We start from the raw sequence: 26,185 nt of genomic DNA, 5'->3' as shown, positions 1-26,185 counted from the left end.
AAAAAGTGGGATTGATGGTAGTGCGCCGCCTGGCAAAACTCAATTGCCTTAGCGACTTACTTCTGGTGCCAGTAGGCCACCGCCCGTACGAAGTCACTGTTGAGGCCGCGCTGCACCGTGAAGTAGTCACACAGCGCTTTAACAAACTCACCTTCGCCGGTCAGCCAGACAAAGTAATCTTCCGTCGGGATAGTGATCTGATCCAGCCGGGCAATCAGCTGGCTGAGCTGCGCTTTCTGCATCTGGCCGCTGCCGAGCCAGTTTGTCGTCACATCAGCCGTATCAGATAAATAGTCGCGGCCCGTCGCTTCATCGGTAAAGGCATAGAGATGCAGCGCCTGCGCCCGGGCGTCACGCTGACGGCGCGCAAAAGCCGGCAGCCCGGTTTCATCACAGACATAGAGCTGGAATGCGTAATCGGTCGGCACCACCAGCGAGCCGCGTGGCCCGCCGACAATCAACCGATCGCCAGGCTGCGCCTGAGTTGCCCAGTCACTGGCTACGCCCTGCTCATGAATATAGAAATCGAGGGTCAGTGAAGATTCACCATCGAATTCCAGCGGTGTGTAATCACGCGCCTGCGGACGCACCCCTTCCGGCCAGACAATCCCCGCATCGGTGATTTGTGGCAGAGCCAGTGTGGCTCCTTCAGCGGAAGGGAAGAAAACCTTAATGTGGTCATCAAAGCCTGGCGACGTAAAGCCCGCCAGATCGCTGCCGCTGAACCGGATACGCCAGAATTTACCGGCAATGTTAGTTTTACTCGCGACCTGAATATGACGGAAACGCAATTCATTACGGACGCGCTGTGGTACACGCTGATCGGCTGATACAGGCAAAATTTCTCTCCTGAAACGGGATGGATGCCCGTGACTCAAGGGCATGCTGACAATCATGGAATAACAATCATTCTCATCTGAAGTGCCAAGATTAGCTATGATATATCTTCACTGCAAGAACGAAAAATGCGATCCAGCGGCTTAAGATATATTTTATGCCTGTACGGGTGTGCGTAGTGCAGACGAAGAGCGGCCCTGATAAGAGCGTTCAGAGAGAGGTAAGAAGCAGGTGCGGCGTGTTTACGGGGGCAGGCAGAGAAGGCGGAAACTGTCCGGCTCCTGACGAGCCGGGCATGATGTTGCGCCGCACATTCTGGCAGCGCGTGACCACTTACAGTGTGTCGTTGAATCCTGAGAGTGAAGGATTGCTGCTGGTGTGTTCCGGCAGCTCACCATCACCCAGAATTTCATGCTGGGTGGCCTGAGAGTGCGGATGCAGTCCGGCAGGAGGTGAAAAAGGTTCAGCCTGTTGTGCCATCGCCATGACAGGCAATGCCAGGATCAGTGAAATCATTAAGCGTCGCATAGTTGTCTTCGTTTGTTTTTTTGACCAGAAAAGGCCTGAAATGCAGGTAAATATTCCAGCCCTGACACAGATGCACGATGATTCAGGCATGGCAGGGTTTCGGGAGAGGATTTTACGCCAGAACGGCGAGTTATTTTATAAAATCGTGCGGTTTGTCACGGTTTACCGCACGAATTATGCATTAACAGGGTCGGGAGCCACACACCCTGCCCTGCTGGCTACGCCTGCATCACCGGAATAGAAAAAACGCCGCTCAGCCAGTCGGGCTTACAGTGCGCAAAATCGAGACGCAACAGATCTTTACCGGGACGACGTGACACACCCAGTGCTGGCAGATGCTGATAGTAGATATCCTCGATAAAGCGTGTCAGCTGCTCCGGGCTGCCGCTCCAGCGGATCGACGCATAGAGTCCACGAACCTCGCTCCAGCTGGCGGTGTTGTCACCCAGCAGCCCGGCATGTTGCGGCTCCAGCGCCTGAAACAGGCTGATATTTTGCTGATCAGCAGAGCTATGGCCGGGGCCATACTGAAAGCCTAACCAGCCATGCGACACGCGGCCGCCCGCCAGCGCCACCAGTTGCCGCGCCTGTTCAGCCACCCGGTGATCGCGATCGGCAATGTAATCGCCAAACTTACACTCCCACTCCAGCGTTTCTCCGCACAGATGCAGCTCTTCCTCACGCTCCACCAGCGTTGCACGCTCTGCCAGCGATCGCACCAGAATGCGGCCATGGAAGTTTTTAACCGGCAAATGGGGAATACGGCGAAACGCGCCAGGCGTCAGCGAAAAGTGACCTTTGAATACCCGGGTAAAATTTTGCTGGTTATCAAAACCAAAACGTACGGCGATATCGATCAGCGTCATGCGGGTCAGACGCAGCGCCATAGCGGCCATCGTCAGACGCCGTTTACGGGTGTAAGCCGCCAGGGTCTGTCCGGTCATCTCCTTAAACATGCGCTGCATGTGCCATTTGGAATAACCTGACTTGAGGGTAATCTGATCGATATTAAGATCGTCGGTGAGATTGGCTTCAATCCACTCGACCAGATCGTTGATGTGCTGTTTTTTAATGGCCTGACTGAGCATGATGGCGATTTACGACGCGGGTTAGGACTGGGATTTCAGTTACAAAAGGATAACAAAAATCGCAAATCGGTGTAAGGAAAGGGTAAGCATTGCGCGCCCGTTCAGGGCGTTTCCGCATTAATTGCTTAGGTTACTAACTAAAAAAGGCTGACTTACGTCAGCCTTCTGATTATTGATAAAAACTGCGCCGGATAGCTGTAAGACGGAGCCTGCGACAACTAATGACTGCGCATTCCGGCCGCTGTCATCATCATGCGGAACAGCGAGGCGACAACGCCCAGCGCCAGTACGCTGGCGGCATAGATAAACACCAGCCACATCACACGCTTCCACCATGGCGCTTTCGTTTCTTGATTGTGATTGTGGTCTTTCATGCTGCTGAGGCTTTTCATATCAATGATATCCTGCGTCTGCTTTGATTTTTCCACGGAACACGTAGTAGCTCCAGAAGGTGTAGCCCAGGATCATCGGGATAATCAGCAGGCTACCCACCAGCATAAAGGCCTGGCTCTGCGGCGGTGAGGCGGCAGCCCAGATGGTCACTGATGGCGGAATAATGTTTGGCCAGATACTGATGCCCAGCCCGGAGAAGCCCAGGAAGATCAGCGCCAGCGTCAGCAGGAACGGTGAATAGTGCGCCTCGCGTTTAATGGCGCGCACAATACCCCACGAACAGAGCAGCACCAATACCGGAACCGGCAGGAACAGGAACAGGTTGGGTTTGCTGAACCAGCGATGCGCGATATCCGCATGCGCAAACGGTGTCCACAGGCTGATGATGCCGATAATCACTAACAGCGCAATCACCAGCGGCGTAGCCAGCGCAGACATTTTACGGTGCAGCTCATTCTCGGTCTTCATGATAAGCCAGGTGCAGCCCAGCAACGCGTAGGCAACAACCAGACCCACGCCGCAGAACAGCGGGAACGGTGCCAGCCAGTCCATTGCGGAACCGGCAAAACGGCGTCCCTCAACCGGAATACCATCCAGCAACGCACCCACGGCCACACCCTGACTGAAGGTGGCGATGACTGAACCGGCAATAAACGACTTATCCCAGAACGCCCGATGGCCTTCTACCGCCTTGAAACGGAACTCAAAGGCGACACCACGGAAAATCAGGCCAATCAGCATAGCGGTCAGCGGAATCGACAGCGCATCGGCAATCACCGCATAGGCCAGCGGGAACGCGCCGAACAGGCCAGCGCCACCCAGAACCAGCCAGGTTTCATTTCCGTCCCAGACCGGCGCGACGGTGTTAACCATCATGTCGCGCTCGCCAGCATCTTTATTGAACGGGAACAGCAGACCAATACCCAGGTCGAAGCCATCCATCACGATATACATCAGGGTTGCGAAAACGATAATCGCAAACCAGATAACGGAATAATCGATCATCTTAGTGGTCTCCATCCTTAAAGGTGGCAGCGGAAAGCGGACGCGCCGGGGTTTTCTTCTGACCAGGACCACCCTCTTCGGTGATATGGCCTTCGCCAGTAACCGGTCCCTGCTTAATCAGACGCATCATGTAGTGATACCCCACGCCGAACACCGAGCTGTAGACCAGAATAAAGGCCAGCAGGCTGATGCTCATGTGCATATCCCCATGTGCCGAGACCGCATCAATCGTGCGCTGCACGCCATAGACCACCCACGGCTGACGACCGATTTCAGTGGTAAACCAGCCTGCCAGAATCGCAATCAGACCCGACGGCCCCATCAACAGCGCAAACCACAGGAAAGGACGCGACTCATAGAGACGCCCTTTGAAACGCAGCCACAGGCTGACCACGCCCAGCGTAATCATCAGCAGGCCCAGCGCCACCATCACGCGGAAGGACCAGAAGATGACCGTTGAATTAGGCCGGTCCTCTTTCGGGAAGGACTTCAGCGCCGGGACCTGCTTGTCCAGGCTATGCGTCAGAATCAGGCTGCCAAGATAAGGCACCTCCAGCGCATACTTGGTACGTTCCTGCTCCATGTCGGGGATCCCGAACAGGATCAGCGGTGTGGCTTCACCCGGTGGGTTTTCCCAGTGCCCTTCAATCGCCGCGATTTTGGCAGGCTGGTGTTCCAGCGTATTCAGACCATGAGCATCACCAATCATCGCCTGAATCGGCGCGACAATCAGTGCCATCCACAACGCCATTGAGAACATCTTGCGGATTGCGGGATTGTTATTTCCCTTCAGCAGATGCCAGGCCGCCGACGATCCCACAAAGAAAGCACTCGCCAGGAACGCCGCTACAGACATATGGAACAGGCGATAAGGGAATGAGGGGTTAAAGACGATTTTGAACCAGTCCTGCGGAACCACGATGCCATTCTGAATGATGTAGCCCTGAGGCGTATGCATCCAGCTGTTAGAGGCCAGGATCCAGAAGGTGGAAATCAGCGTACCGAGGGCGACCATGCAGGTGGCAAAGAAGTGCAGCCCGGGACCCACGCGATTCCAGCCAAACAGCATCACGCCCAGGAAGCCCGCTTCCAGGAAGAACGCCGTCAGTACTTCATAGGTCAGCAGCGGACCGGTAATACTGCCAGCAAACTCCGAGAAGCCGCTCCAGTTCGTCCCGAACTGATAAGCCATGACCAGTCCTGATACCACACCCATGCCGAAGTTAACGGCAAAGATTTTCGACCAGAAATGGTAGAGATCGCGATAGGTGTGATCGCGGGTTTTGAGCCACATACCTTCGAGCACGGCCAGAAAACTGGCGAGACCGATGGTGATGGCGGGAAAGATAATATGGAAGGAAACAGTAAATGCGAACTGAATCCTGGCCAGATGAAAGGCATCTAATCCGAACATTGCTTACCTCTTTGCCACATAGAACACCATGTATTTACTTATAATTAACAACTTAAGCCTGATGCGCCTGGTTCTCTGCGCTTATTGAAATTCCCGCCGCAAATTTAAAACTATTCGCGGCGAGGAAATAGAAACAGTGGGGTTAATGAAAACTATAACAGTCTTTATTGATTCTGATCATTGTTTTTGACGGGAATTATTTATTTAAAAATAAGGCCTAAAGGTTAATCAGAGCGTGTTTATGTGTCGTTAATGTTACGGTAATTTGTACTTTAAAAATCGATAGCGCTAAAGCGAACCCTGCCTGTAAATTGCCTTCAACAGGCTGTTTTCAGGCACTATTTTGTTATAAACCCTGATTGAGTAAAGGTCAAATTTTAGAGCCTCCAAATTAAATACCCTTATTTTTTAACAGGTTAAAAGAGTAAACAGTTACCTCTGCCGCTTTGTTTGCTTTTTTGCTTTTGCCTGGCTAATGCAGCTATAACTTCTGACAGAAAAAACGCAGAACGGCGCTTTTAAGCGCCATCAGAGATGTTAATAAAATGAGTCAAAAAGAAGGTATGAATTAACAGCGCGCTGCGGGCAGTCGATTATTCCGGGCCAGAGATTCATAAAACGATTTAATAACCAGCAACCGTGCGAAAAGAGCGCCGGGATTATTTGCGCTGCCGTTACGTTATCGCGCTTTCAGGAAGTGAGATGACAGACAAATGGGCTCAGAAATTTTGCAGCGAGTATACCCATGCCGTCACGTTATGACGGCTGATACAGGGTGATTTTACTCTGCCGCAGATTTTTCGCGCTGTGCCAGAATCCGGCTCAGGTTCAGCTCCAGCCAGTCAGCCAGCCCCACAACCTGTTCACCGACTTCGCGTCCAAGCGGGGTTAAGCGATATTCCACGTGCGGTGGCACCACATCGTAGGCGATACGCTGCACGAAGCCATCTTCTTCCAGGTAGCGCAGATTCTGCGCCAGCATCCGCTCGCTGACGCCACCGACCGTCCGGCGCAACGCGCTGAAGCGCAGCGTCTGGTCCTGCAGGGCCAGCAGAATTAATACGCTCCAGCGGCTGGTTACGCGTTTCAGCACGTCACGTGACGGGCAGTTAACGTTGAGCAATTCGCCGCGGATAAATTTTTCACTCATTTTTTCAGACATTTAACTTATCCACCTCAAACTAACAATTCTGTAAGTACTTACTAAAAATTAGTTTATACACTAGTCTGAATTTCACCAACAGCCACAGGAGTATTAACATGATTGCAGTTACAGGTGCCACCGGCCAGCTGGGCCGTTTCGTGATTGATGCATTACTGAAAAAAGTCCCGGCGGGAGAAATTGTTGCCGCCGTCCGTACGCCTGCCAAAGCGGCCGATCTCGCAGCGCTGGGCGTCATTGTCCGTCAGGCCGATTATGGTCAGCCAGAGACGCTGGAGGCCGCTTTTGCAGGCGTGGATAAGCTGCTACTGATCTCCGGTAGTGAAGTGGGCCAGCGTGAAGCGCAGCATAAAGCCGTCATTGAGGCTGCTCGGGCGGCGGGCGTGGGCTTTATCGCTTACACCAGCCTGCTGCATGCGGATACCTCGCCGCTGGGCCTGGGCGTTGAACACCGCGCAACAGAAGCGCTGCTGAAAGCCTCTGGCATCCCGTTCGCCCTGCTGCGTAACGGCTGGTACAGCGAGAACTACGCAGCGAGCATCCCACCGGCGCTGGCGCATCATGCGTTTATTGGCGCAGCAGGCGAAGGTCGTATCGCCTCGGCAGCGCGTCAGGATTACGCCGAAGCGGCGGCAGAAGTAATGACCCGTGAGGATCAGGCGGGCAAAGTGTATGAACTGGCAGGTGATGACAGCTACACGCTGGCGCAGTTTGCTGCGGAGATTGCCGCGCAGAGCGGTGAAAAGGTTGATTACGTCAATCTCTCTCAAAGTGAGTTTGCGGCGGCGCTGAAAAACGCAGGCCTGCCAGAAGGTCTGGCGGAAATGCTGGCGGATTCTGATGCCGGTGCAGAGAAAGGCGGTTTGTTCGATGACTCCCGTCAGCTAAGCCAGCTCATCGGTCGCCCCACCACCACCTGGCAGGCAGTCATTCGCGCGGCACTGGCAAATCGTTAATTCTGTCGTTCATGAGCGGACAATCGGGTCCGCTCACCTCACTATCCTGTCCGAATTCCCGTTGGGTATGCCACTTTCTGCACTCTTTGCGGCTGCGGTTTCTTTTACAAAATGTGAATAAACGCCAGTTTTCTTCAGGTTAAATTTTTTTATTCAGGTCGCTAAGAGATTCATCTGAAATGCGTTTTTTGTGAACAGCGTTATATTTGGTTGAATTGTCTGGAATTTATCCAAAAACCTCGATTAATCGACAATATTTATTACGTTCATAGATATTCTGCATTGTTGTTCCGGGGGAGGAGAGGTCTATAATTTGTCCTTTGTGCAACCACGACCGCTCAGGAGGCCGTTATTAATACCCATCGCCAGCAACAAAATGCACTTGAAGAGGTTCGTGCCGGGGCGGAAGTTGAGTATCAATACGATCCCCATGAACTGAAGCTGGATCGCATGCAGGATTCTGAACCGGAGCCGGAGCTGATTGAAGGCTTGCCGGCGCCGGATGCGCTGACCCCTGCCGATCGTTATCTGGAACTGTTTGAACATGTTCAGATGTCGCGGATTTTCGAGGACAGCAAAACCTTCCCCGACTGTTCGCCCAAGTACGATCCGCTGGATGTGCTGATGCGCTATCGTCGACAGAAACGCAGCAGTGATTTTGACCTGTCGCGTTTTGTCGCCGATCACTTTTATCTGCCTGGCGTAAACGAAAGCTTTTATGTCTCCAACCCGGATAAAACGCTCAATGAGCATATCGACGACCTGTGGCCGGTTCTGACCAAAATGCCGCAGCAGCATATGCCGCACTCATCGCTGCTGCCATTACCCAAACCCTATGTGGTGCCGGGCGGACGTTTTGGCGAAACCTACTACTGGGATTCTTACTTCACCATGCTCGGCCTGGCAGAATCGGGCCGCGACGATCTGCTGCGTCACATGGCGGATAACTTTGCCTGGTTGATCGATAACTACGGTCATGTGCCAAACGGCAACCGTACCTATTATCTCAGCCGCTCGCAGCCACCGGTGTTTGCCCTGATGGTTGAGCTGTTCGAAGAAGATGGCGTGCGCGGTGCTAAGCGCTATCAGGAACAGCTGATGAAGGAGTATCAGTTCTGGATGGACGGTGCTGGTTCACTGATGCCGAACCAGGCTTATCGTCACGTAGTGCGGATGCCAAACGGCTCACTGCTGAACCGCTACTGGGATGACCGCGATACGCCGCGTGATGAGTCGTGGATTGAAGATGTGGAAACCGCCCGCGAATCGAAACGTCCGGCCAGCGAAGTGTATCGTGACCTGCGTGCCGGAGCGGAATCGGGCTGGGATTACTCCTCGCGCTGGCTGCGTAACCCGAAACGGCTGTCGAGCATCCGTACCACGCAGTTTATTCCTATCGATCTGAACTCGTTCCTGTACAAACTGGAGCTGATGATCGCCACCCTGTCGCACGCAAAAGGCGAAGAGCTGACCGCGCTGGCCTGGCAGAAAAAAGCGGAAGCGCGCAAGCGTGCGATTACCCGTTATCTCTGGGACAGCACCGCCGGTGTGTTCCGTGACTACGACTGGCGTCGGGAGCGTTTCGGTGCCTTTACCGTCGCTTCCGTGGTGCCGCTGTTTGTCGGTCTTGCGACGCCGCACCAGGCGCACCTGCAATCGATCTCGCTGCGCCATCTGCTATTGAGCAACGGCGGCCTGCTGACCTCAATGGTGGAAAGCGGTGAGCAGTGGGATCGACCCAACGGCTGGGCACCGATGCAGTGGATGGCGGTTGTTGGCCTGAATAATTACGGTGAAGAGACGCTGGCGACTGAAGTGGCAGTGAACTGGCTCAACACGGTCAACAACTTCTATCAGTTGCACCATAAGCTGGTAGAGAAGTATGACATCAGCGGCGAGCGCGCCCGTCCTGGTGGCGGTGGTGAGTATCCGTTACAGGATGGATTCGGCTGGACTAACGGCGTCACACGTAAGCTGATGACGATGTATGGGCATTTAATGGCTGACTGAGTAGCGCAGCCGGTAAACCTTTAAAACGCAAAAAGCCGGGTTATCCCGGCTTTTTCATGTTTCATGCAGGCTATTCAGCGCTACTTCTTCGCTTCAGTGCCTGGTTGTGACGCACGTTGCAGGAACTGCTGTGTCACTTCAGGCAGGTGCTGCAGCAGCCACTCCGCCATCGCCACTTCCTGATCGCGGATCTCATTCAGTATGCGTACGCCCTGCGCCTCACCAACCTGCTCAGCCGCAGCGATCAGGCTGGTGTAGCTGGCGATCTCGGCATTCTCGAATACATAGCCACTGATGGCGCCCTTCACCACTTCATCTGAGTTAAACATGCCGCCCACGGCCTGACCGGTGGCTGCCATTTTGCCTATCGCATCTTTCATTACAGAGTGATCGATACCATGGCTGTCGAGCAGCTGTTCCAGCAGAGTCAGCTGATGTTTGGTCTCTTCAAGATGTTGCGCCAGACGCTGTTCCAGCGCCGGATAGTGTTCAAGACGACCTGACATCTTGCTCAGCATGCTTTCTGCTTGTTTTTCCATCGCATGCGCATCGCGCAGCCAGTCGTGATAATGTTCAATCGCAGTCATGTGTTGCTCCTTAAGAGACGGTAATAGAGTCGGCTACCGAGGTGAGCTTCTCATCCGTTTGCTTCTCTTCATTCAGGGTTTCTTCCAGCAGCTGTGCGGCTTTGGTGTAACCCAGCTTCAGCGCCAGCGCATGCAGGGTACCGTAGGTGGCAATCTCATAATGCTCAACTTTCTGCGCCGCACCGATCAGTCCATGATCGCGAATCTCGCCCTTCTCGACCGAGTCGATAATTTCCTGCGCTTCTTCAACCAGACCTTCCAGCGCATGACATTTCATTCGTTTGATTTTGACTTCAGGTGTCACTTCCACCAGTTCGTCGAGTCGTTCAATCTGAGCACGGGTCTCTTCCAGATGCTGATTAAACGCAGCGATAAGATTTTCGTCACTGGCTGCACGCGCCATTTTAGGCAATGCACGGGTTATCTGCTTCTCAGCGCTGTATACATCGGATAAGTCATGGATGAACAGGTCGTTTAACGTTTTCACTGTCATAAGATAGCCTCATTGATTAAAAAGCTGCGTCTGTAATAACGCAGCGCCAGTCATATCGTTGACACCTGAAAAGTCTAGTGGAGATTCTTAATATCGCACGCTGCATCAGTATGAATTTAAGACAAAAGTGGCATGTAAAATGCACTTTCCTTTTTACAGCAACGCGTTAGCTAAAAATTGTTTTTAAGATTGCGGCTTCGCTAGCAGTGCTGGATTTTGTACAAAGTGATAAATCGTTGTATACATTTTTTAAGATTAACTGCATAAAAAAGTACCACTCGAAACTTATCTGTACAAAGTTGTATTTAACGGTACAGCTTTAATCGATAGGAAATAAAAAACCGGAAGGGAAAACCCTTCCGGTTCAATTCACAGCTCCAGCCATTGCCAATGATGGAGCAATGACATAATTCAGGGTGTAATTATCTTCACGAGGAACTAAAAAGATTCAAAATGCCCGGCTAACAGAGTAACCCTGCCGTTACAGCAGTGTTAAAGACGTTCAGCTCCGGCGGCTAACCTTACCTCCCTTGCGCCCCGCTTCAATGGCACGTTCAGGATCGTTTTTGAAGTTACCGCCGCTTTTCTGGCCTCCTTTGCGCCCTGCTTCAGCAGCACGCTCTTTGTCGGCCGCAAAATTCCCGGCCCCACCGCGATATTGAGTCATATGCGTCCTCTTTGAATTTTAAAAATTGGAATTTGCACAGTTAACGCTTCATCAGGCCGATTCAGCAACATAAATGTAGACAGAAAACCGGACCGATCAAGTGAGATAAATAAAAAACCCGTCACAGTTCTGGTTTATTGGCCGTCCTACCCTCAACCGGATTGATAACGGATTTCAACCATCGCTCTTTTCTATTCATAAAAGAGCCGCAGCATGAAAAATATTTATAACGAAAATCGCCGCGCCCTATTAATCGATCATTTTCAAAAAAAGTCCAATTGAAAAAATATAAGCGAAGCGGCAAAGAGATAATTTCATCAATATCAGGTAGTGAAGATGATCAACAAACCATCAAATTCCCCAAGCGAAGCGCTAATTAGAAATCTGAAACGCTGCTTTTACGTTAAAAATAAGCGAAGCGTGACGCATTGATAGCACCAGTTAAAAATAGCCTGAATCGATCAATAAACGATCAATTATGCTGGTTAGATGAAAATTTTTATTAAAAAGAGAGGTCAGATTTAGCACTGATATCTGAATATAACCGAAGCGGCAAGATTCAGGTATTTGGTGGCAAAAAGCGGGTTTTCGGAATAGTACTAAAAAGCCCTTTCTGCGGGGATACGCATAAATTTTGCATGCCTGCCAAAAGGGGAACTCAACATTATGAGTAAGATCGAGCAAAGCCATGAGGGAGATTGTGCGTTAATGGCAGGCAAAACATATGCCCTGTTCAGCAGAGTCAGAGGGAGTCGGGAAAAGTGGAATCAAAAGCGACACCGCGCTTGCCATTTTTCTTGATACGGTACATCGCTTCATCAGCACGCTGCAGTGCAGTATCAAAGTCATCTTTGTCCTGCGCCTGAGACACACCGACAGACGCCCCAATGAGGGCATGCCCGTTTGCCATATCAAAAGGTGCCATTACCGCGTCAAGACAGGCGTGCGCCAGTTTCTTTACCCGCGGATGGTTCAGCGCCCAGGGTATTAACAACACAAACTCGTCGCCGCCCAGTCGGCCAATGATCACTTCTGCCGGAGAGAGTTCCGTAAACCGCTGACTTAACTGGATGAGGACTTCATCTCCGCTGCGGTGCCCCAGGGTGTCGTTGACGTGTTTGAAGTTATCCAGGTCAATAAAGACCACGCAGAGCGGTCCCTGAGCTTTCATTTCACCGAAATAATTCTGCAGAGCATGGCGATTGTTGAGCAGCGTAAGGGGATCGTGCAGCGCCAGCAGGGCAAGCTGCTCTTCATATTGCTTCTCTTTGGTCATATCGATGTGAGTGCCGATCACTTTAACCGGCTCTCCGTGCGCATTCCATTCGCTGACCCGGCCCCGATCCAGCACCCACGTAATGCTGCCATTTTTGGCGATCATGCGGTGCAGAGCCTCGTAATAAGGCGCTTTCCCGGCGATGTGGTCGTTGAATGCCTGTAGAACGTCGGCGGCATCATCGGGATGCAGGCTCTCTTTCCAGGATTCAAAGTTGGCGTCGGTCTCTTTCGGCTGGAAGCCCAGCATCGCCCCCCAGCGCCGGTTGAAGATCACCAGTTTGCCGCTGGGAATATCCAGCTGCCACAGGAACAACCCGGTACCATCCAGCGCCGCATTGAGTTTTGTGCGGGCGTCATGCGCTATACGCTTCAGACGCGCATTGTGCTTTTTGAGGTTCTGTATCTGCAGACGCAGCGCTTCTTCTGACATAACCGTGTGAGAGGAGGAAAAAGGGGTATTGTGCCTGTCAGGCTGATTCTGTAAAGGGTGGCTTATAAAACACGATTAGCCGCGGTCAATTGCAGGCTGGACAGGATATCAGGCGGTGCCAGTCTGGCAATGCAGCACAGAGGCAAACCTGGCAATTGGTTTCGCCATGAAATCTGTTTGTGTTGCTACAGGGTTGAGAAGTGGAATGGGCGCGGGAGAGGCGAAATTCGGAATGTTCGGGAATGGCGGGAGTCTGTCGAACCTTCGATAACGGGTTCGCCCCATAAACGCAAAAACCCGCCAGAGTCGGGTTCTTTAAAGATGGTGCCCGAACCCGGAATCGAACCAGGGACACGGGGATTTTCAATCCCCTGCTCTACCGACTGAGCTATTCGGGCAACGGGGCGCATTAAACCAAAGCGGCCCGGCAGCGTCAAACGCTTTTCACCAAAATCAAATCGACTGACCGCTTTTCCATCAACCCAAAGAGTGGGTCTGACCTGCCGCCATAAACCTCTCTGTTGGCCGGATATATTTTAGTCAGAAAGCAGGCAGAGTCTGCATTGTGACGCGAAATTGCCGATATAGCATGCGAGACCAACACTAATAATAAGGATCGCCATGTTTTCCACCATTACATCAGGTATCGCTTCCCGTCACAGCTGGCAGAAGCGTTCACACTCAGCGGCAACGCTGAGCTCTCTCAACGGCTCCATCGCCATGATTGAATTCTCCCCCGATGGCACCATTCTCAGCGCGAATGCGCTGTTTCTGGCGCGCATGGGCTACACGCTGGCGGAGATCGAAGACCAGCACCACAGCCTGTTTTGTACCGCCGAGCAGCTTGAGTCGCGGGACTATCAGGATTTCTGGCTGCGACTGAACCGGGGCGAAAGCTTCAGCGATAAGTTCCTGCGCGTGGCGAAAAACGGCCGACCGGTATGGCTCGAAGCCAACTATGTGCCGGTGCAGAACCGCCATGGCCGGGTGATTAAAATCGTCAAACTGGCAACCGACATCACCGATCATATCAACGATGCGCAGGAGCAGCGCGCCATAACCACCGCCATAGAACGGTCGATGGCGGTAATCGCTTTTAACCTCAAAGGTGAAGTGCTGAAAGCCAATGACAACTTCCTGAAAACCATGGGTTATCGTCGTGAGGAGGTAGAAGGTGTTCACCACCGCCGCTTCTGCTCACAGGCGCTGCGCGACAGCCGCGAATATAGCGAGTTCTGGCAGCAGCTGAACCGCGGCGAATTTGTCTCAGGTCAGTTTCCCCGGGTCAATAAACGGGGTGAGACTATCTGGCTGCGCGCCACCTACAATCCGGTGTTTGACGAACAGGGCAGGCTCTACAAAATCGTGAAATTCGCCACCGATGTGACCGCGCAGGTGGAAAAGAATCAGCAGGAACATGATGCGGCACAGCGGGCTTATCACACCGCGCTGCAAACGGATGAAAGCACAAAGCTGGGTGCCGATGTTATCGCCAGCAGCGTGCAGACCATGAACGCCCTGGCGGGTGAACTGCAGGGGATCTCCGGTGATATTACCGGACTGAGTGAATCCTCAGAGCGTATCGGCGCGATTGTGGAAGGTATCCGCCGGATAGCCGATCAGACTAACCTGCTGGCGTTGAATGCCGCTATTGAAGCGGCGCGGGCCGGAACCCATGGCCGCAGCTTTGCGGTAGTGGCTAATGAAGTCCGCACGCTGGCAGCAAACATCAATCGCGCCACCACCGACATCGAAAATCGGATACAGCAAAACCATCAGCTGGCGAGCCGGGCACTGAAAGGGATTGAATCCAACCTGAAGCGCGCCGATCAGGGCGTACAGCTGGCCCAGGAGGCGGGCGGCGTGATTGCGGAAATCCGTGAAGGCGCAACGGATGTAGTACGCGCCATCGGCCAGGTGACCAAAACGCTTAAAGTCTGACGCTCTGCGGGGGCAATCGCCCCCTTTTAAGGTGTTGCCTGAACCGGCGCTTCTGGCACCGGCGGGATAAAGATATGATCCAGAATCGCCCGCATTACGGGTGCCGCAGTAATACCTTCGTTGCCACCATTCTCCAGAATTAACGCTACCGCCACTTTGGGGTCATTAAACGGCGCAAAGGCGGTGTAGAAGATATGGTCACGCAGCCGTACCGGTATCATTTTCGCGTTATAGGTCTGGTTCTGGCGCAGGCTGAACACCTGCGACGTCCCGCTTTTCGCAGCGATGCCATAGGGTGCCGTGTGGAAATATTTATAACCGGTGCCGTTGGGTGCGTTAGCCATGCCAAACATCGCGTGGCGTACCAGCGACCAGTAAGGTGAATGAGGATCGCCAATCTGCGCTTCATGCTGCTGCGGATGATAGTTCTCCACCAGCGTGCCGCGCTGGGTTTTCTCCAGCAGATGGGGGGCAATGACCCGACCGTTATTAATCAGCGCCACCATCGCTTTCACCATCTGAATGGGTGTTGCAATCCAGTAACCCTGTCCGATACCGACTGAAACCGTATCGCCCTGATACCAGGCCTTTTTATGCACCTTCTGCTTCCACTCCCGGCTCGGCAGTAAGCCGCTGTACTCCTCATTCAGGTCAATGCCGGTCGATTTACCATAGCCAAACTGGCTGAGCATGGTGTGAATGCGATCGATGCCCATCATAAACGCCACCTGGTAGAAAAAGGTATCGGCGGACTCTTCGATTGCCCGCGTCACATCCAGCATGCCGTGCCCGGTTTTTTTCCAGTCGCGATAGCGCCGGTCCGTGCCTGGCAGCGTCCAGGTAGGTGCGCCAAAGAATTGCGACTGCGGCGTAATCACATGAGTCAGCAGCGCCGACATCGCCATGTAAGGCTTCACCGTGGAGGCAGGCGGATAGAGTCCCTGCGTGACGCGGTTAATCAGCGGCAGGTCTTTATCCTGTAGCAGTTTTTTATAGGCCTGATAGCTGATGCCTTTCACAAACGGATTGGGATCGTAGCTGGGGCTGGAGACCATCGCCAGCACGGAGCCGTCGTGCGGATCTTCAATCAGCAGCGCCGCACGCTGCCCCGCCAGCAGGCTTTCCACATACTGTTGCAGGTGCAGATCCAGCGTCAGCGTCAGGTTTTTACCCGCGACCGGCGGCACCTCTTTCAGCACCCGCACAATGCGGCCATGATTATCCACTTCCACTTCCTGATAACCCGGCTTGCCGTGCAGCAGCGCTTCGTAATAGCCCTCAATCCCCTGCTTACCAATGTTATGGTCAGCCGCATAGTTTTCGGCGATGCCTTCCGCATTCAGCCGTTTATAGTCGTTATCGTTGATTTTCGACACATAGCCGATCACATGCGCCAGATCCGCGCCATAAGGATATTCACGATCCTGGTAGGTCTCAATGCTGGCGCCGGTGAAGTGAAACTGATTGACCGCAAAGCGGGCGACCTGCTCTTCGGTCAGCTCCTCTTTCAGCACCACCGGCTTGTAACGGCTGGTCTGCTTCAGCGCATGGCGGAAGGTGTCGATTTCGTCCGGCGTCAGATTAACGATCGGCGTGAGTGCCCGCAGCGTGGCGTCCATGTCGCTGATTTTGTAAGGCGTCAGCGTAATGGCGTACCAGCTGACGTTTCGCACCAGCGGAATGCCATTGCGGTCATAAATCAGCCCACGCGTCGGCGCAATGGGGATCATTTTGATGTCGTTCTGGTTGGAGCGCGTCTGGTAATAGCCATGGTCGCGCACCTGTAAGCGAAAAAGGTTTACGCCAAGAATGGTGAAACAGAGACAGACCAGAGCAAAGGCTATTGCAGCGCGGCGGGCAAACAGCTTCTCTTCAGCTTGGAAGTTACGAAAGTTCATCAGGGGGCATTATCAGGCGATTAATTATTATCTGTTATTGCGCACCATGATAAAGCGCGATCGCGGGCGTGCCAGCGCGAAGATGCACAAGCCTGACCAAAAGTGTGTCATTTGATGTGAATGTTACCGGGACGGCGAGGCGGGAAAATGCAGATCCCCCGGTTAAGGGGGATCTGCGCAAGGGGATCGGGCAGCAGGCGTCAATGCCTGCCACGCTGATTAATCACCCAGCAGAACAGACTCCAGCGCAATCTTGATCATGTCGTTGAAGGTGGTCTGACGCTCAGCAGCGGTGGTCTGCTCGTGCGTACGGATGTGGTCTGATACGGTGCAGATGGTCAGCGCTTTAGCACCGAACTCTGCGGCCACACCGTAGATACCTGCAGCTTCCATCTCAACGCCGAGGATGCCATATTTTTCCATCACGTCGAACATCTGCGGATCCGGCGTGTAGAAGAGATCGGCAGAGAAGATGTTACCCACGCGCGCTTCAACACCCAGGTTTTTCGCCGCATCAACCGCGTTACGCACCATGTCGAAGTCAGCAATCGCAGCAAAATCGTGATCTTTGAAACGCATACGGTTCACTTTGGAATCGGTGCAGGCACCCATACCAATCACGATGTCACGCAGTTTTACATCGGCACGCACGGCACCACAGGAGCCCACACGGATGATCTTTTTCACGCCGAAGTCGGTGATCAGCTCTTTGGTGTAGATGGAGCAGGAAGGAATACCCATTCCATGGCCCATTACAGAGACTTTGCGGCCCTTATAGGTGCCGGTGTAGCCCAGCATCCCGCGCACGTTGTTCACTTCTACCGGATTTTCCAGGAAGGTTTCAGCAATGTGCTTTGCACGCAGCGGATCGCCAGGCATCAGCACGACGTCTGCGAAATCGCCCATTTCAGCATTAATATGAGGGGTTGCCATTGTTTAATCCTTATTAAATTGCTGATTTACAGCATGTTCTTGCCATAGTCCATCTCGGACAGGCCAAAATAGTGTGCAATTGTCTGACCAATATCGGCGAAAGTTTCGCGGTAACCGAGTGAACCCGGCTCGACTTTCGGTCCGTAGATAAGAATCGGAATGTGCTCACGCGTGTGTTCAGTACCTTCCCACGTCGGGTCACAGCCGTGGTCAGCGGTCAGGATCAGAATGTCATCTTCTCCGACTAACTCCATCAGCTCAGGCAGACGACGGTCAAACAGCTCCAGCCCGCCCGCATAACCGGCAACATCACGACGATGTCCCCAGGTTGAGTCGAAATCAACGAAGTTAGTGAAAACAATCGCCTGATCCGGCGCGGTTTTCATCTCCTGAATCGTCGCGTCAAACAGCGCATCCAGACCGGTCGCTTTGACCTTTTTGGTAATGCCCTGCTCAGCATAGATATCGGCGATTTTACCCACGGAGATCACGTGACCGCCCTTCTCATCCACCAGCTTTTTCAGCATGGTGGCGGATGGTGGCTCGACTGCCAGGTCGTGACGATTGCCGGTGCGCTCAAACTGACCCGCTTTGTCGCCCACAAACGGACGGGCGATAACCCGGCCGATGTTGTAGCCACCCTCGGTCAGCTCTTCACGGGCGATTTCGCACAGCGCATAGAGTCGATCCAGACCAAAGGTCTCTTCGTGACAGGCGATCTGGAACACCGAGTCCGCAGAGGTATAGAAAATCGGCTTGCCGGTTTTCATGTGCTCTTCGCCCAGTTGGTCGAGGATCACCGTACCTGAAGAGTGGCAGTTCCCGAGATAGCCCGGCAGATCTGCGCGCTCGACCAGTTTGTCCAGCAGTTCCTGAGGGAAGCTGTTCTCTTTGTCGCTGAAGTAGCCCCAGTCAAACAGCACCGGCACACCGGCGATCTCCCAGTGGCCTGACGGCGTATCTTTACCTGACGAAAGCTCGCTGGCGTAAGCATACGCGCCGGTGATTTTCGCCTCAGGATCAAGACCTGCCGGGAAGCGGCCGGTCGACAGCTCTGCGGCTTTGCCCAGACCCAGCGCGGTAAGATTAGGCAGATGCAATGGGCCTTTACGTCCCTTGTCTGCTTCACCCCTGAAACAGGCTTCGGCGATGTGACCTAACGTATCCGAACCTGCGTCGCCGAATTTATCGGCATCTTTACTGGAGCCAATTCCAAAGGAATCGAGAACCATAATAAAAGCACGTTTCATGCAAGTCTCCTGCGCATTGGCGCGTGACAAGTCAAAAAAAAGCGATCAGATCAGTATACCCGAATGCATCGCGGCTGGCACCGGTTACCGGTCAGTTAGCTGATATCGCTCACACGGCGATAGACAACCGGCGTCTCAGCCGGGGCGGAATCACCGAGCACCAGCGCGGCTTTGACCGCCGCGGCGGCCTGCTGCCATTTGTCTTCGCTGCTGGCGTGAATGATCGCCAGTGGACGCTGCGCATCGGCACGTTCGCCCAGGGTGATCATGTCGCTTAAGCCGACGCTGTAATCAATACTGTCGCTGGCACGCTGACGTCCGCCGCCCATTGCCACCACCGCCAGACCCAGCGCACGGGTATCCATGCTGCTGACGATGCCTGGCTGGTCGGCATACACCGGCTTGCTCAGCATGGCTTGCGGCAGATAAGCGTCGTAGCGTTCCACGAAATCGGCAGGTCCCTGCTGGGCAGCGACCATACGACCAAATACCTCGGCTGCTTTGCCGTTATCCAGCACCGTCATCAGCTTCTGACGCGCTTCGGTGTCGCTGGCGGCCAGTTTGCCGGAGACCAGCATTTCGCTGCAGAGCGCCAGCGTCACTTCCAGCAGACGCGGATTCCGCTCTTCGCCGGTCAGGAAGCGAACCGCTTCACGCACTTCCAGCGCGTTACCAGCTGAGGAGGCGAGAACCTGGTTCATATCCGTCAGCAGTGCGGTGGTCTGGCAACCTGCGCCATTGGCGACGCCAACAATCGACTGCGCCAGACTTTCTGACGCCTCATAGGTTGGCATAAACGCGCCGGAACCTACTTTGACATCCATCACCAGTGCATCCAGCCCTTCTGCCAGCTTCTTCGCCAGAATCGAGGCGGTAATCAGCGGGATCGAATCGACGGTGGCGGTGATGTCACGCGTGGCGTAGAAACGCTTATCCGCCGGTGCCAGCGAGCTGGTCTGGCCGATAATCGCCACACCCACCTGCTTGATGATCTCGCGGAAGCGGTCATCGCTCGGGAAGATATCGAAGCCCGGGATCGCTTCCAGTTTATCCAGCGTGCCACCGGTATGGCCAAGGCCACGACCCGAGATCATCGGGACATAACCGCCGCAGGCCGCGACCATCGGCCCTAACATCAGCGACGTCACATCGCCGACGCCGCCGGTCGAGTGCTTATCCACCACCGGGCCATTGAGGTTAAGTGATTTCCAGTTAAGTACCGTACCGGAATCACGCATCGCCATGGTCAGCGCGACCCGCTCAGGCAGCGTCATGTCGTGGAAATAGATGGTCATCGCCAGCGCGGCAATCTGACCTTCCGAAACGGTGTTATCACGCACGCCATTGATGAAGAAGCGAATCTCCTCTTCAGTCAGCGCATGGCCGTCACGTTTTTTGCGAATTATTTCTTGTGGCAGGAACAAGGTAACCCCCTGGTTCAGGGAAATCAGGATGGGGAACAGGCGGTCAGCGACCGCCTGAAGGATCAGTAACCCGCTTTGCTGGTGTCGCTGTCATGGCCCAGGGTGTTGAGCAGGCTCGCCAGCAGGCTTGAAGCACCAAAGCGGAAATGACGCGCATCGGCCCAGTCGGCACCCAGCGTCTCTTCCGCCATTTTCAGATAGATAGCGGCATCTTCAGCGGTGCGCACGCCACCAGCGGGCTTAAAGCCAACCTGCTGGCTGACGCCTTTATCACGGATCACGTTCATCATGATCTGCGCCACTTCAGGCGTGGCGTTAACCGGCACTTTACCGGTAGAGGTTTTGATGAAATCGGCACCGGCATCAATGGCAATCTCAGAGGCCTGACGGATCAGCGCTTCCTGCTTCAGTTCACCGGTTTCGATGATCACTTTCAGCAGCACATCTGCTTCGGCACAGGCGGTTTTACAGGCTTTCACCAGATCGAAACCGACCTGACTGTTACCGGCGATCAGCGCACGATACGGGAACACCACATCCACTTCATCGGCACCGTAGGCGATAGCGGCGCGGGTTTCTGCCAGCGCAATATCAATGTCGTCATTGCCGTGCGGGAAGTTAGTCACCGTGGCGATGCGGATCTCCGGGGTGCCCTGCTCGCGCAGCGTTTTACGGGCAATCGGAATAAAACGCGGATAGATACAGATTGCGGCGGTGTTGCCTGCCGGGGATTTGGCCTGATGACACAGGGCGATCACTTTTGCGTCGGTGTCGTCGTCATTCAGGGTGGTTAAATCCATCAGTTTCAGGGCGCGCAGGGCAAGGTCTTTGATATCGGTCATGAGGCTCTCCAAAGGATCGGGGTGCAACCCACCGGCTCGCCGGCGGAATGTTATAATAATAACACTCTGGTGCGGCCTGATATGTGCCAGGAGTCACATAGGAATAAGAAATTAGTGCAACATTGCCACGTTTACTGTGACTAACACTACAGATAACAGGGCTTGGTGGTTATTATACGCCAGCGGGTGCAATGTTACTATTATCACATTTAAGCGCGAAGGCTGCAGGTCGGGTGAGACGCGGGCGATCAGTTGCGCAGCGCCGGGAAAGCGGGATCGAGCTGAAATAGCTGCTGACTGTTGTGCCACAGCGCATCGGCAATCTCCTCAGGTGACTCTTCACGCAGGCTGCAGAGCACCTCCCACACCTGACGCGCCCGCTCCGGACGATTAGGCTGGCCCTGAAAGCCCTGCAGCGGCATATCGGGTGCATCGGTTTCCAGCAGCAGCGAAGAGAGCGGCAGCTGCGCCACGGTCTGACGGGTTTTGCTGGCGCGTTCATAGGTAATGGTCCCGCCGATGCCAATCGCATAACCCAGCTTAATAAAGGCCTGCGCCTGCTGCAGGCTGCCCGCAAAACCATGCACCACGCCACGGCGCGGCAGATCGTAACGACGCAGAATCTGCGCCAGCTTGTCATGAGTGCGGCGCGAATGCAGGATCACCGGCAGCTGATACGCTTTCGCCAGCTTAAGCTGCGCCTCAAGAAAGCGTTGCTGCTTATCAAACTGCGGATCGTCGCGATAGAGATCCAGCCCGATCTCGCCGATCGCCACCAGCTTACGCGGCCGCTGTTGCAGTAAGGTTTCCAGCTGGTCGAGATGGGCCTCCTGATGATTTTCGATGACGATTGGATGCAGGCCCAGCGCGGCATAGAGCGCCTGTTGCGCCGCGGCTAACGCGCAGACCCGCTCAAAGCGGCTGGCATCGATCGCCGGAACGATAATCTTTTCCACGCCAGCTTCTGCAGCACGTGCCAGGCTGCCAGAGATATCCCCTTCAAACGGCGGGAAATCGAAGTGGCAGTGCGTATCGATAAACTTCATGCCAGCGATCCTTTGTCGTAATCAGCATCATTATCCGCCAGCGGCGGTGTGATGATGAGGCGGGTATCGGGTGCATTGGCTACCGGAGCAGGCGGCGTAACGATACGCGCCGTGGTCATCGGTTCCGCATCGCTCAGCCACTGGCCCAGCGTGGCGAGGAAATAGCGACCACAACGCCGTCCCAGATGATAATCCTGATTCAGTGAAGCGATGCGGCTCCCCAGCGCACTGCTGGCCAGCGCATGCGGCGGAAAGATTTCGATAATGCGCAAATCATCGGGCGGATTCTCAATGAACTGCTGAATTTCCCGATAGCTCTGTTCATGCTTATTCAGCACGTTGATCATCGGCTGCAGTGCGCCGGTGCTGAGCCAGCGTTCCATCCGCTTAAACCATTTCGGGGTATAGAACATCTGCGACGGCACGGTGCGGATCACCACAATGGTATCAGCGCCACGGCGGGCGGCTTCACGCACCGGAATCGCATCGCTGATGCCGCCATCGAGATAGCTGATTCCTTCCAGACTGACCCCCAGCCGGTAAAAACCGGGAATGGCACTGGAGGCTTTGATCAGATCCAGCCAGTTATCGGCGGTCGGGTTGAAGTAGCCGGGCGTGTAGTCGTCACTGCGGCAGGCGCACATATAAAACTCGCGGCCGCTGGAGAACAGCTGCTCCGCGCTGCTCATCGCCAGCGGAAATTCACTGCGGGTGATATCTATCAGCCAGTCAAGGTCGATCAGATTGCCACCACGCACAAAGCGCAGCGGATCAAAAAAGAGTTTACTGGTGGTATAGCGGGTAATCACACGCCGGGCATAGCCGGGCTGACCACAGACAAAGGCAGAAAGATTTTGTGCACCGGCAGAGGTGCCGAGCATCAGCTGAAAGGGGTTGAATCGGGCACGCTGAAATTCATCTAACACGCCTGCGGTGAAAATGCCGCGTTGACCGCCGCCTTCACAAACCAGGGCAATTTTCTGAGATTTAAACGGAGTCAGGGCCAGAGGTTCAATGGCGCCGAGCGTGACAGGAATGCGTATACCCACTGTACGAACCTCAAAAAGGGGTTCCGGGTCTGCTGGAGGATCGATCCGTTAAAGACGGCAGCATTCCGGAGAACCAGTCATATGTTCCTTTAACCGGCAGGCCAGCAGGGCTGGCTTACCTTGCAGCGATGTGAAGGTGTCCCTCTCTTCACGTCAGTCGCTACAGATGACTGGTCTCCGCTCTATGCTTTGCGTTGCATTACACTGCAGGACTCATCGGCTAAAGCTTTTTACGGCCGGTAAACAGGCTGATGAGGAACAGGATAATACCAACGACGAAGACAACTTTAGCTGCCCATGCTGCTGTGCCCGCTAAACCGCCAAAACCTAACGCTGCAGCGATCAGTGCGATCACCAGAAAAATAATGCCCCAACGAAACATAAGCCTCTCCTTACCCTATTTAAAAATCGAATATTTAAAAATCGATCTGCTTATTTCATCCCCGGATGGGTATCTTTTATTCGTGCGGCCATAGAAGTGACCGCACGCAAGCTTAAGATTTAACCGTCAGGTCATTCTTAACGCTTTTCACGCCTTCAATGGCTTTAGCAATGCTTTCTGCACGATCTGACTGTGCCTGATTAGCAACCTGCCCTGAAAGCTGAACAACGCCGTCGGTGGTCTCAACTTTTACGTTGCGCGACGGAACAATGTCATCCGCTAATAGCTTAGCTTTAATTTCGCTGGTCGTGGCGGTATCGCCCGCATAACCTTTCATTGATGATGCTTTGCTGTCTCTGACGTGTAGTTTGTCGCTGACGGATTTAACACCTTCGATTTTCTGCACCACAGCCACAGCCTTCTCAGCCTGATCCTGTGAGGTGACGAAACCGCTTAAGGTCACGACGCCGCTATGCGTTTTTACCGAGATATCCGTGCTTTTAATTGCGTCATCATCTACCAGTGCCGCTTTGGCTTTGGCGGTGATGCCGCTGTCATCCATATAACCATCGACTTTTTTCATAGAACTATCGATTTTTGAACCCGCGCTGTCGGCTGTCTGTGACGCTTTCTGCGACATTGATTCGTCAGCCAGTGCGCTGCCGCTGATCAGTGCTGAGCCAATCATGGCGGCCATCAGGGTTTTAGCAATCTTAGTCTTGTTCATCGATATCTTCCTTCTATCAGTTAACTCACCCAAAAACTGTGGGCGCAACAGAGGCACAGGTGCCGCTGCGTTACAGGACGTAAGGACAAGAGAAGTCTCTTCCGCCGTCCGATAGAGTAATCATAGACGGCATTTTGCAATTTGCCTGGCTAACTGGTTGATCACACGTCAAAACAGAAGAAAAACGGGGTTTTTAGGAGGAGTCTGGAAGGAGGAAAACAGGGCCACTCCCAGCTGGAATGGCCCGGAAACAGGCGATTAGTGCTCGCGCGTTTTGCGGAAACGGACGTCGGGGTAACGTTCCTGCGTAATATTAAGATTAACCATGGTTGGCGCGATATAAGTCAAATTATTGCCGCCATCGAGCGCCAGGTTAACTTCGTTTTTACGCTGGAAGTCCTCAAACTTTTTCGCGTCGCTGCATTCAACCCAGCGCGCCGTAGAGACGTTGATCGCTTCGTAGATCGCTTCGACGTTATATTCGCTTTTCAGACGGGCAACCACCACATCGAACTGCAGCACCCCGACCGCGCCCACGATCAGATCGTTGTTATGCACCGGACGGAACACCTGTACCGCACCTTCTTCAGACAGCTGAACCAGCCCTTTAAGCAGCTGTTTCTGCTTCAGCGGATCGCGCAGACGAATACGGCGGAACAGCTCTGGCGCGAAGTTCGGAATACCGGTGAACTTCATGTTTTCACCCTGAGTAAAGGTGTCGCCAATCTGAATGGTGCCGTGGTTATGCAGGCCGATGATATCGCCAGGATACGCTTCTTCAACGTGCGAACGGTCGCCCGCCATAAAGGTCAGGGCGTCGGAGATCACCACATCTTTGCCGGTGCGCACCTGACGCAGCTTCATCCCTTTTTCATATTTACCGGACACCACACGCATAAAGGCCACGCGGTCGCGGTGTTTCGGGTCCATGTTGGCCTGGATCTTAAACACGAAGCCGGTGAACTTCTCTTCTTTCGCTTCTACCGTGCGGGTGTCGGTGTCACGCGGCATCGGACGCGGTGCCCATGCCACCAGCCCATCCAGCATATGGTCAACGCCAAAGTTACCCAGCGCGGTGCCGAAGAAGACCGGCGACAGTTTGCCGCTCAGGAAGGCTTCCTGCTCAAACTCGTGCGATGCGCCCTGTACCAGCTCCAGCTCTTCACGCAGCTGTGCCGCCAGATCGTCACCGACTGCGGTGTCGAGGTCCGGGTTGTTCAGCCCCTTCACGATGCGCACATCCTGAATGGTGTGGCCTTTACCGGTCTGGTAGAGATAGGTCTCATCTTTGTAGAGGTGATAAACCCCTTTGAACAGTTTGCCGCAGCCGATAGGCCAGGTGATCGGTGCGCAGGCAATTTTCAGCTCGCTTTCCACCTCATCCAGCACTTCCATCGGGTCGCGGATGTCACGGTCAAGTTTGTTCATAAAGGTCAGGATCGGCGTATCGCGCAGACGGGTAACTTCCATCAGCTTACGGGTACGATCCTCGACGCCTTTAGCGGCATCAATCACCATCAGACAGCAGTCAACCGCGGTCAGCGTACGGTAGGTATCTTCCGAGAAATCTTCGTGGCCCGGGGTATCCAGCAGGTTCACCAGGCTATCGCGATAGGGGAACTGCATCACCGAGGTGGTAATGGAGATACCACGCTGTTTCTCCATCTCCATCCAGTCCGACTTAGCGTGCTGGTTAGAGCCACGGCCTTTTACCGTACCGGCGGTCTGGATAGCCTGTCCGAACAGCAACACTTTTTCGGTAATGGTGGTTTTACCGGCATCCGGGTGCGAAATGATCGCGAAGGTGCGGCGGCGTGCCACCTCTTCTAAAAAGGGATTAGACAT

General features: G+C 53.9%; 24 protein-coding genes and 1 tRNA gene. 3 read left to right on the top strand and 22 right to left on the bottom strand.

Features of this window, described 5'->3' with window-relative positions:
• Positions 1–56 precede the first annotated feature (56 nt).
• From ACK13D_RS08695 to ACK13D_RS08665, 7 genes are all read right to left on the bottom strand, one after another.
• Complete coding sequence (locus ACK13D_RS08695; RefSeq protein WP_045139633.1) at positions 57–839, bottom strand: siderophore-interacting protein; 783 nt, start codon at positions 837–839, stop codon at positions 57–59.
• A gap of 331 nt (positions 840–1,170) precedes the next feature.
• Positions 1,171–1,365 (bottom strand): hypothetical protein, encoded by a 195-nt coding sequence (locus ACK13D_RS08690; protein ID WP_010671084.1) that lies wholly within the window; start codon positions 1,363–1,365, stop codon positions 1,171–1,173.
• Between the two features lie 218 nt (positions 1,366–1,583).
• On the bottom strand, positions 1,584–2,453 hold the full coding sequence (locus ACK13D_RS08685) for a helix-turn-helix domain-containing protein (RefSeq protein ID WP_418796170.1): 870 nt from the start codon (positions 2,451–2,453) through the stop codon (positions 1,584–1,586).
• A 218-nt stretch (positions 2,454–2,671) separates the two neighbouring features.
• Positions 2,672–2,845, bottom strand: coding sequence for a DUF2474 domain-containing protein (locus ACK13D_RS08680; RefSeq protein ID WP_064689978.1), 174 nt, complete (start codon positions 2,843–2,845; stop codon positions 2,672–2,674).
• A 1-nt stretch (position 2,846) separates the two neighbouring features.
• A complete protein-coding gene (gene cydB, locus ACK13D_RS08675; protein WP_010248926.1) occupies positions 2,847–3,851 on the bottom strand; it encodes a cytochrome d ubiquinol oxidase subunit II in 1,005 nt (334 codons plus the stop codon).
• A 1-nt stretch (position 3,852) separates the two neighbouring features.
• Entirely contained in the window at positions 3,853–5,265 is a 1,413-nt protein-coding gene (locus ACK13D_RS08670) for a cytochrome ubiquinol oxidase subunit I (protein ID WP_010671087.1), read from the bottom strand.
• A 781-nt stretch (positions 5,266–6,046) separates the two neighbouring features.
• Positions 6,047–6,427, bottom strand: coding sequence for a winged helix-turn-helix transcriptional regulator (locus ACK13D_RS08665; protein ID WP_010248931.1), 381 nt, complete (start codon positions 6,425–6,427; stop codon positions 6,047–6,049).
• 98 nt (positions 6,428–6,525) lie between these two features.
• Here ACK13D_RS08665 and ACK13D_RS08660 point away from each other — a divergent pair, with 98 nt between their 5' ends.
• The gene (locus ACK13D_RS08660; RefSeq protein ID WP_010671088.1) at positions 6,526–7,383 is read left to right on the top strand and encodes an SDR family oxidoreductase; all 858 of its coding nucleotides are present in this window, start codon (positions 6,526–6,528) and stop codon (positions 7,381–7,383) included.
• Positions 7,384–7,734: 351 nt separating this feature from the next.
• Positions 7,735–9,393, top strand: a complete 1,659-nt coding sequence (treF, locus tag ACK13D_RS08655) for an alpha,alpha-trehalase TreF (protein ID WP_045139632.1) — start codon at positions 7,735–7,737, stop codon at positions 9,391–9,393.
• Between the two features lie 80 nt (positions 9,394–9,473).
• On the opposite strand, the gene ACK13D_RS08650 is transcribed toward treF, so the two are convergent.
• The 5 genes from ACK13D_RS08650 to ACK13D_RS08630 all read right to left on the bottom strand — a co-directional run bounded on the left by ACK13D_RS08650 (position 9,474) and on the right by ACK13D_RS08630 (position 13,246).
• Positions 9,474–9,980, bottom strand: coding sequence for a ferritin-like domain-containing protein (locus tag ACK13D_RS08650; protein ID WP_418796167.1), 507 nt, complete (start codon positions 9,978–9,980; stop codon positions 9,474–9,476).
• A gap of 10 nt (positions 9,981–9,990) precedes the next feature.
• Positions 9,991–10,473, bottom strand: a complete 483-nt coding sequence (locus ACK13D_RS08645) for a YciE/YciF ferroxidase family protein (protein WP_010248940.1) — start codon at positions 10,471–10,473, stop codon at positions 9,991–9,993.
• Between the two features lie 502 nt (positions 10,474–10,975).
• The gene (locus ACK13D_RS08640) at positions 10,976–11,140 is read right to left on the bottom strand and encodes a con-10 family general stress protein (RefSeq protein WP_004571242.1); all 165 of its coding nucleotides are present in this window, start codon (positions 11,138–11,140) and stop codon (positions 10,976–10,978) included.
• 742 nt (positions 11,141–11,882) lie between these two features.
• The gene (locus ACK13D_RS08635) at positions 11,883–12,848 is read right to left on the bottom strand and encodes a sensor domain-containing diguanylate cyclase (protein WP_010671090.1); all 966 of its coding nucleotides are present in this window, start codon (positions 12,846–12,848) and stop codon (positions 11,883–11,885) included.
• A gap of 322 nt (positions 12,849–13,170) precedes the next feature.
• Positions 13,171–13,246, bottom strand: a tRNA-Phe gene (locus ACK13D_RS08630).
• 223 nt (positions 13,247–13,469) lie between these two features.
• Between ACK13D_RS08630 and ACK13D_RS08625 the strand changes: the two genes are divergently transcribed.
• Positions 13,470–14,789, top strand: coding sequence for a methyl-accepting chemotaxis protein (locus tag ACK13D_RS08625; protein WP_010248946.1), 1,320 nt, complete (start codon positions 13,470–13,472; stop codon positions 14,787–14,789).
• Between the two features lie 26 nt (positions 14,790–14,815).
• Here ACK13D_RS08625 and mrdA read toward each other — a convergent pair whose 3' ends face one another.
• The 10 genes from mrdA to prfC form a co-directional block, all read right to left on the bottom strand.
• A complete protein-coding gene (gene mrdA / locus ACK13D_RS08620) occupies positions 14,816–16,687 on the bottom strand; it encodes a penicillin-binding protein 2 (protein ID WP_010248949.1) in 1,872 nt (623 codons plus the stop codon).
• A gap of 219 nt (positions 16,688–16,906) precedes the next feature.
• Positions 16,907–17,620, bottom strand: coding sequence for a purine-nucleoside phosphorylase (deoD, locus tag ACK13D_RS08615; protein WP_010248951.1), 714 nt, complete (start codon positions 17,618–17,620; stop codon positions 16,907–16,909).
• A 26-nt stretch (positions 17,621–17,646) separates the two neighbouring features.
• Positions 17,647–18,870 carry a phosphopentomutase gene (deoB, locus tag ACK13D_RS08610; RefSeq protein WP_010671093.1) on the bottom strand — a complete coding sequence of 408 codons (1,224 nt, stop codon included), beginning with the start codon at positions 18,868–18,870 and terminating at the stop codon, positions 17,647–17,649.
• A 95-nt stretch (positions 18,871–18,965) separates the two neighbouring features.
• A complete protein-coding gene (deoA, locus tag ACK13D_RS08605; protein WP_060681058.1) occupies positions 18,966–20,294 on the bottom strand; it encodes a thymidine phosphorylase in 1,329 nt (442 codons plus the stop codon).
• Between the two features lie 62 nt (positions 20,295–20,356).
• Complete coding sequence (deoC, locus tag ACK13D_RS08600) at positions 20,357–21,136, bottom strand: deoxyribose-phosphate aldolase (protein ID WP_010248957.1); 780 nt, start codon at positions 21,134–21,136, stop codon at positions 20,357–20,359.
• A 248-nt stretch (positions 21,137–21,384) separates the two neighbouring features.
• The gene (locus ACK13D_RS08595) at positions 21,385–22,182 is read right to left on the bottom strand and encodes a TatD family hydrolase (RefSeq protein ID WP_052271484.1); all 798 of its coding nucleotides are present in this window, start codon (positions 22,180–22,182) and stop codon (positions 21,385–21,387) included.
• Complete coding sequence (locus ACK13D_RS08590; protein ID WP_010248962.1) at positions 22,179–23,231, bottom strand: patatin-like phospholipase family protein; 1,053 nt, start codon at positions 23,229–23,231, stop codon at positions 22,179–22,181. Before ACK13D_RS08590 ends, ACK13D_RS08595 begins: the two co-directional genes overlap by 4 nt.
• Positions 23,232–23,451: 220 nt before the next feature.
• Positions 23,452–23,613 (bottom strand): DUF1328 domain-containing protein, encoded by a 162-nt coding sequence (locus ACK13D_RS08585; protein ID WP_003848537.1) that lies wholly within the window; start codon positions 23,611–23,613, stop codon positions 23,452–23,454.
• A 112-nt stretch (positions 23,614–23,725) separates the two neighbouring features.
• Positions 23,726–24,340, bottom strand: coding sequence for a molecular chaperone OsmY (gene osmY, locus ACK13D_RS08580; protein WP_010671097.1), 615 nt, complete (start codon positions 24,338–24,340; stop codon positions 23,726–23,728).
• A gap of 258 nt (positions 24,341–24,598) precedes the next feature.
• The gene (prfC, locus tag ACK13D_RS08575) at positions 24,599–26,185 is read right to left on the bottom strand and encodes a peptide chain release factor 3 (protein ID WP_010671098.1); all 1,587 of its coding nucleotides are present in this window, start codon (positions 26,183–26,185) and stop codon (positions 24,599–24,601) included.

The sequence above is a fragment of the Pantoea sp. K16 genome, assembly GCF_048452805.1.
Lineage (GTDB): Bacteria > Pseudomonadota > Gammaproteobacteria > Enterobacterales > Enterobacteriaceae > Pantoea > Pantoea agglomerans.
Note: the sequence above shows the minus strand (reverse complement) of the source record. Positions and strands in the feature narration are given on the sequence as shown.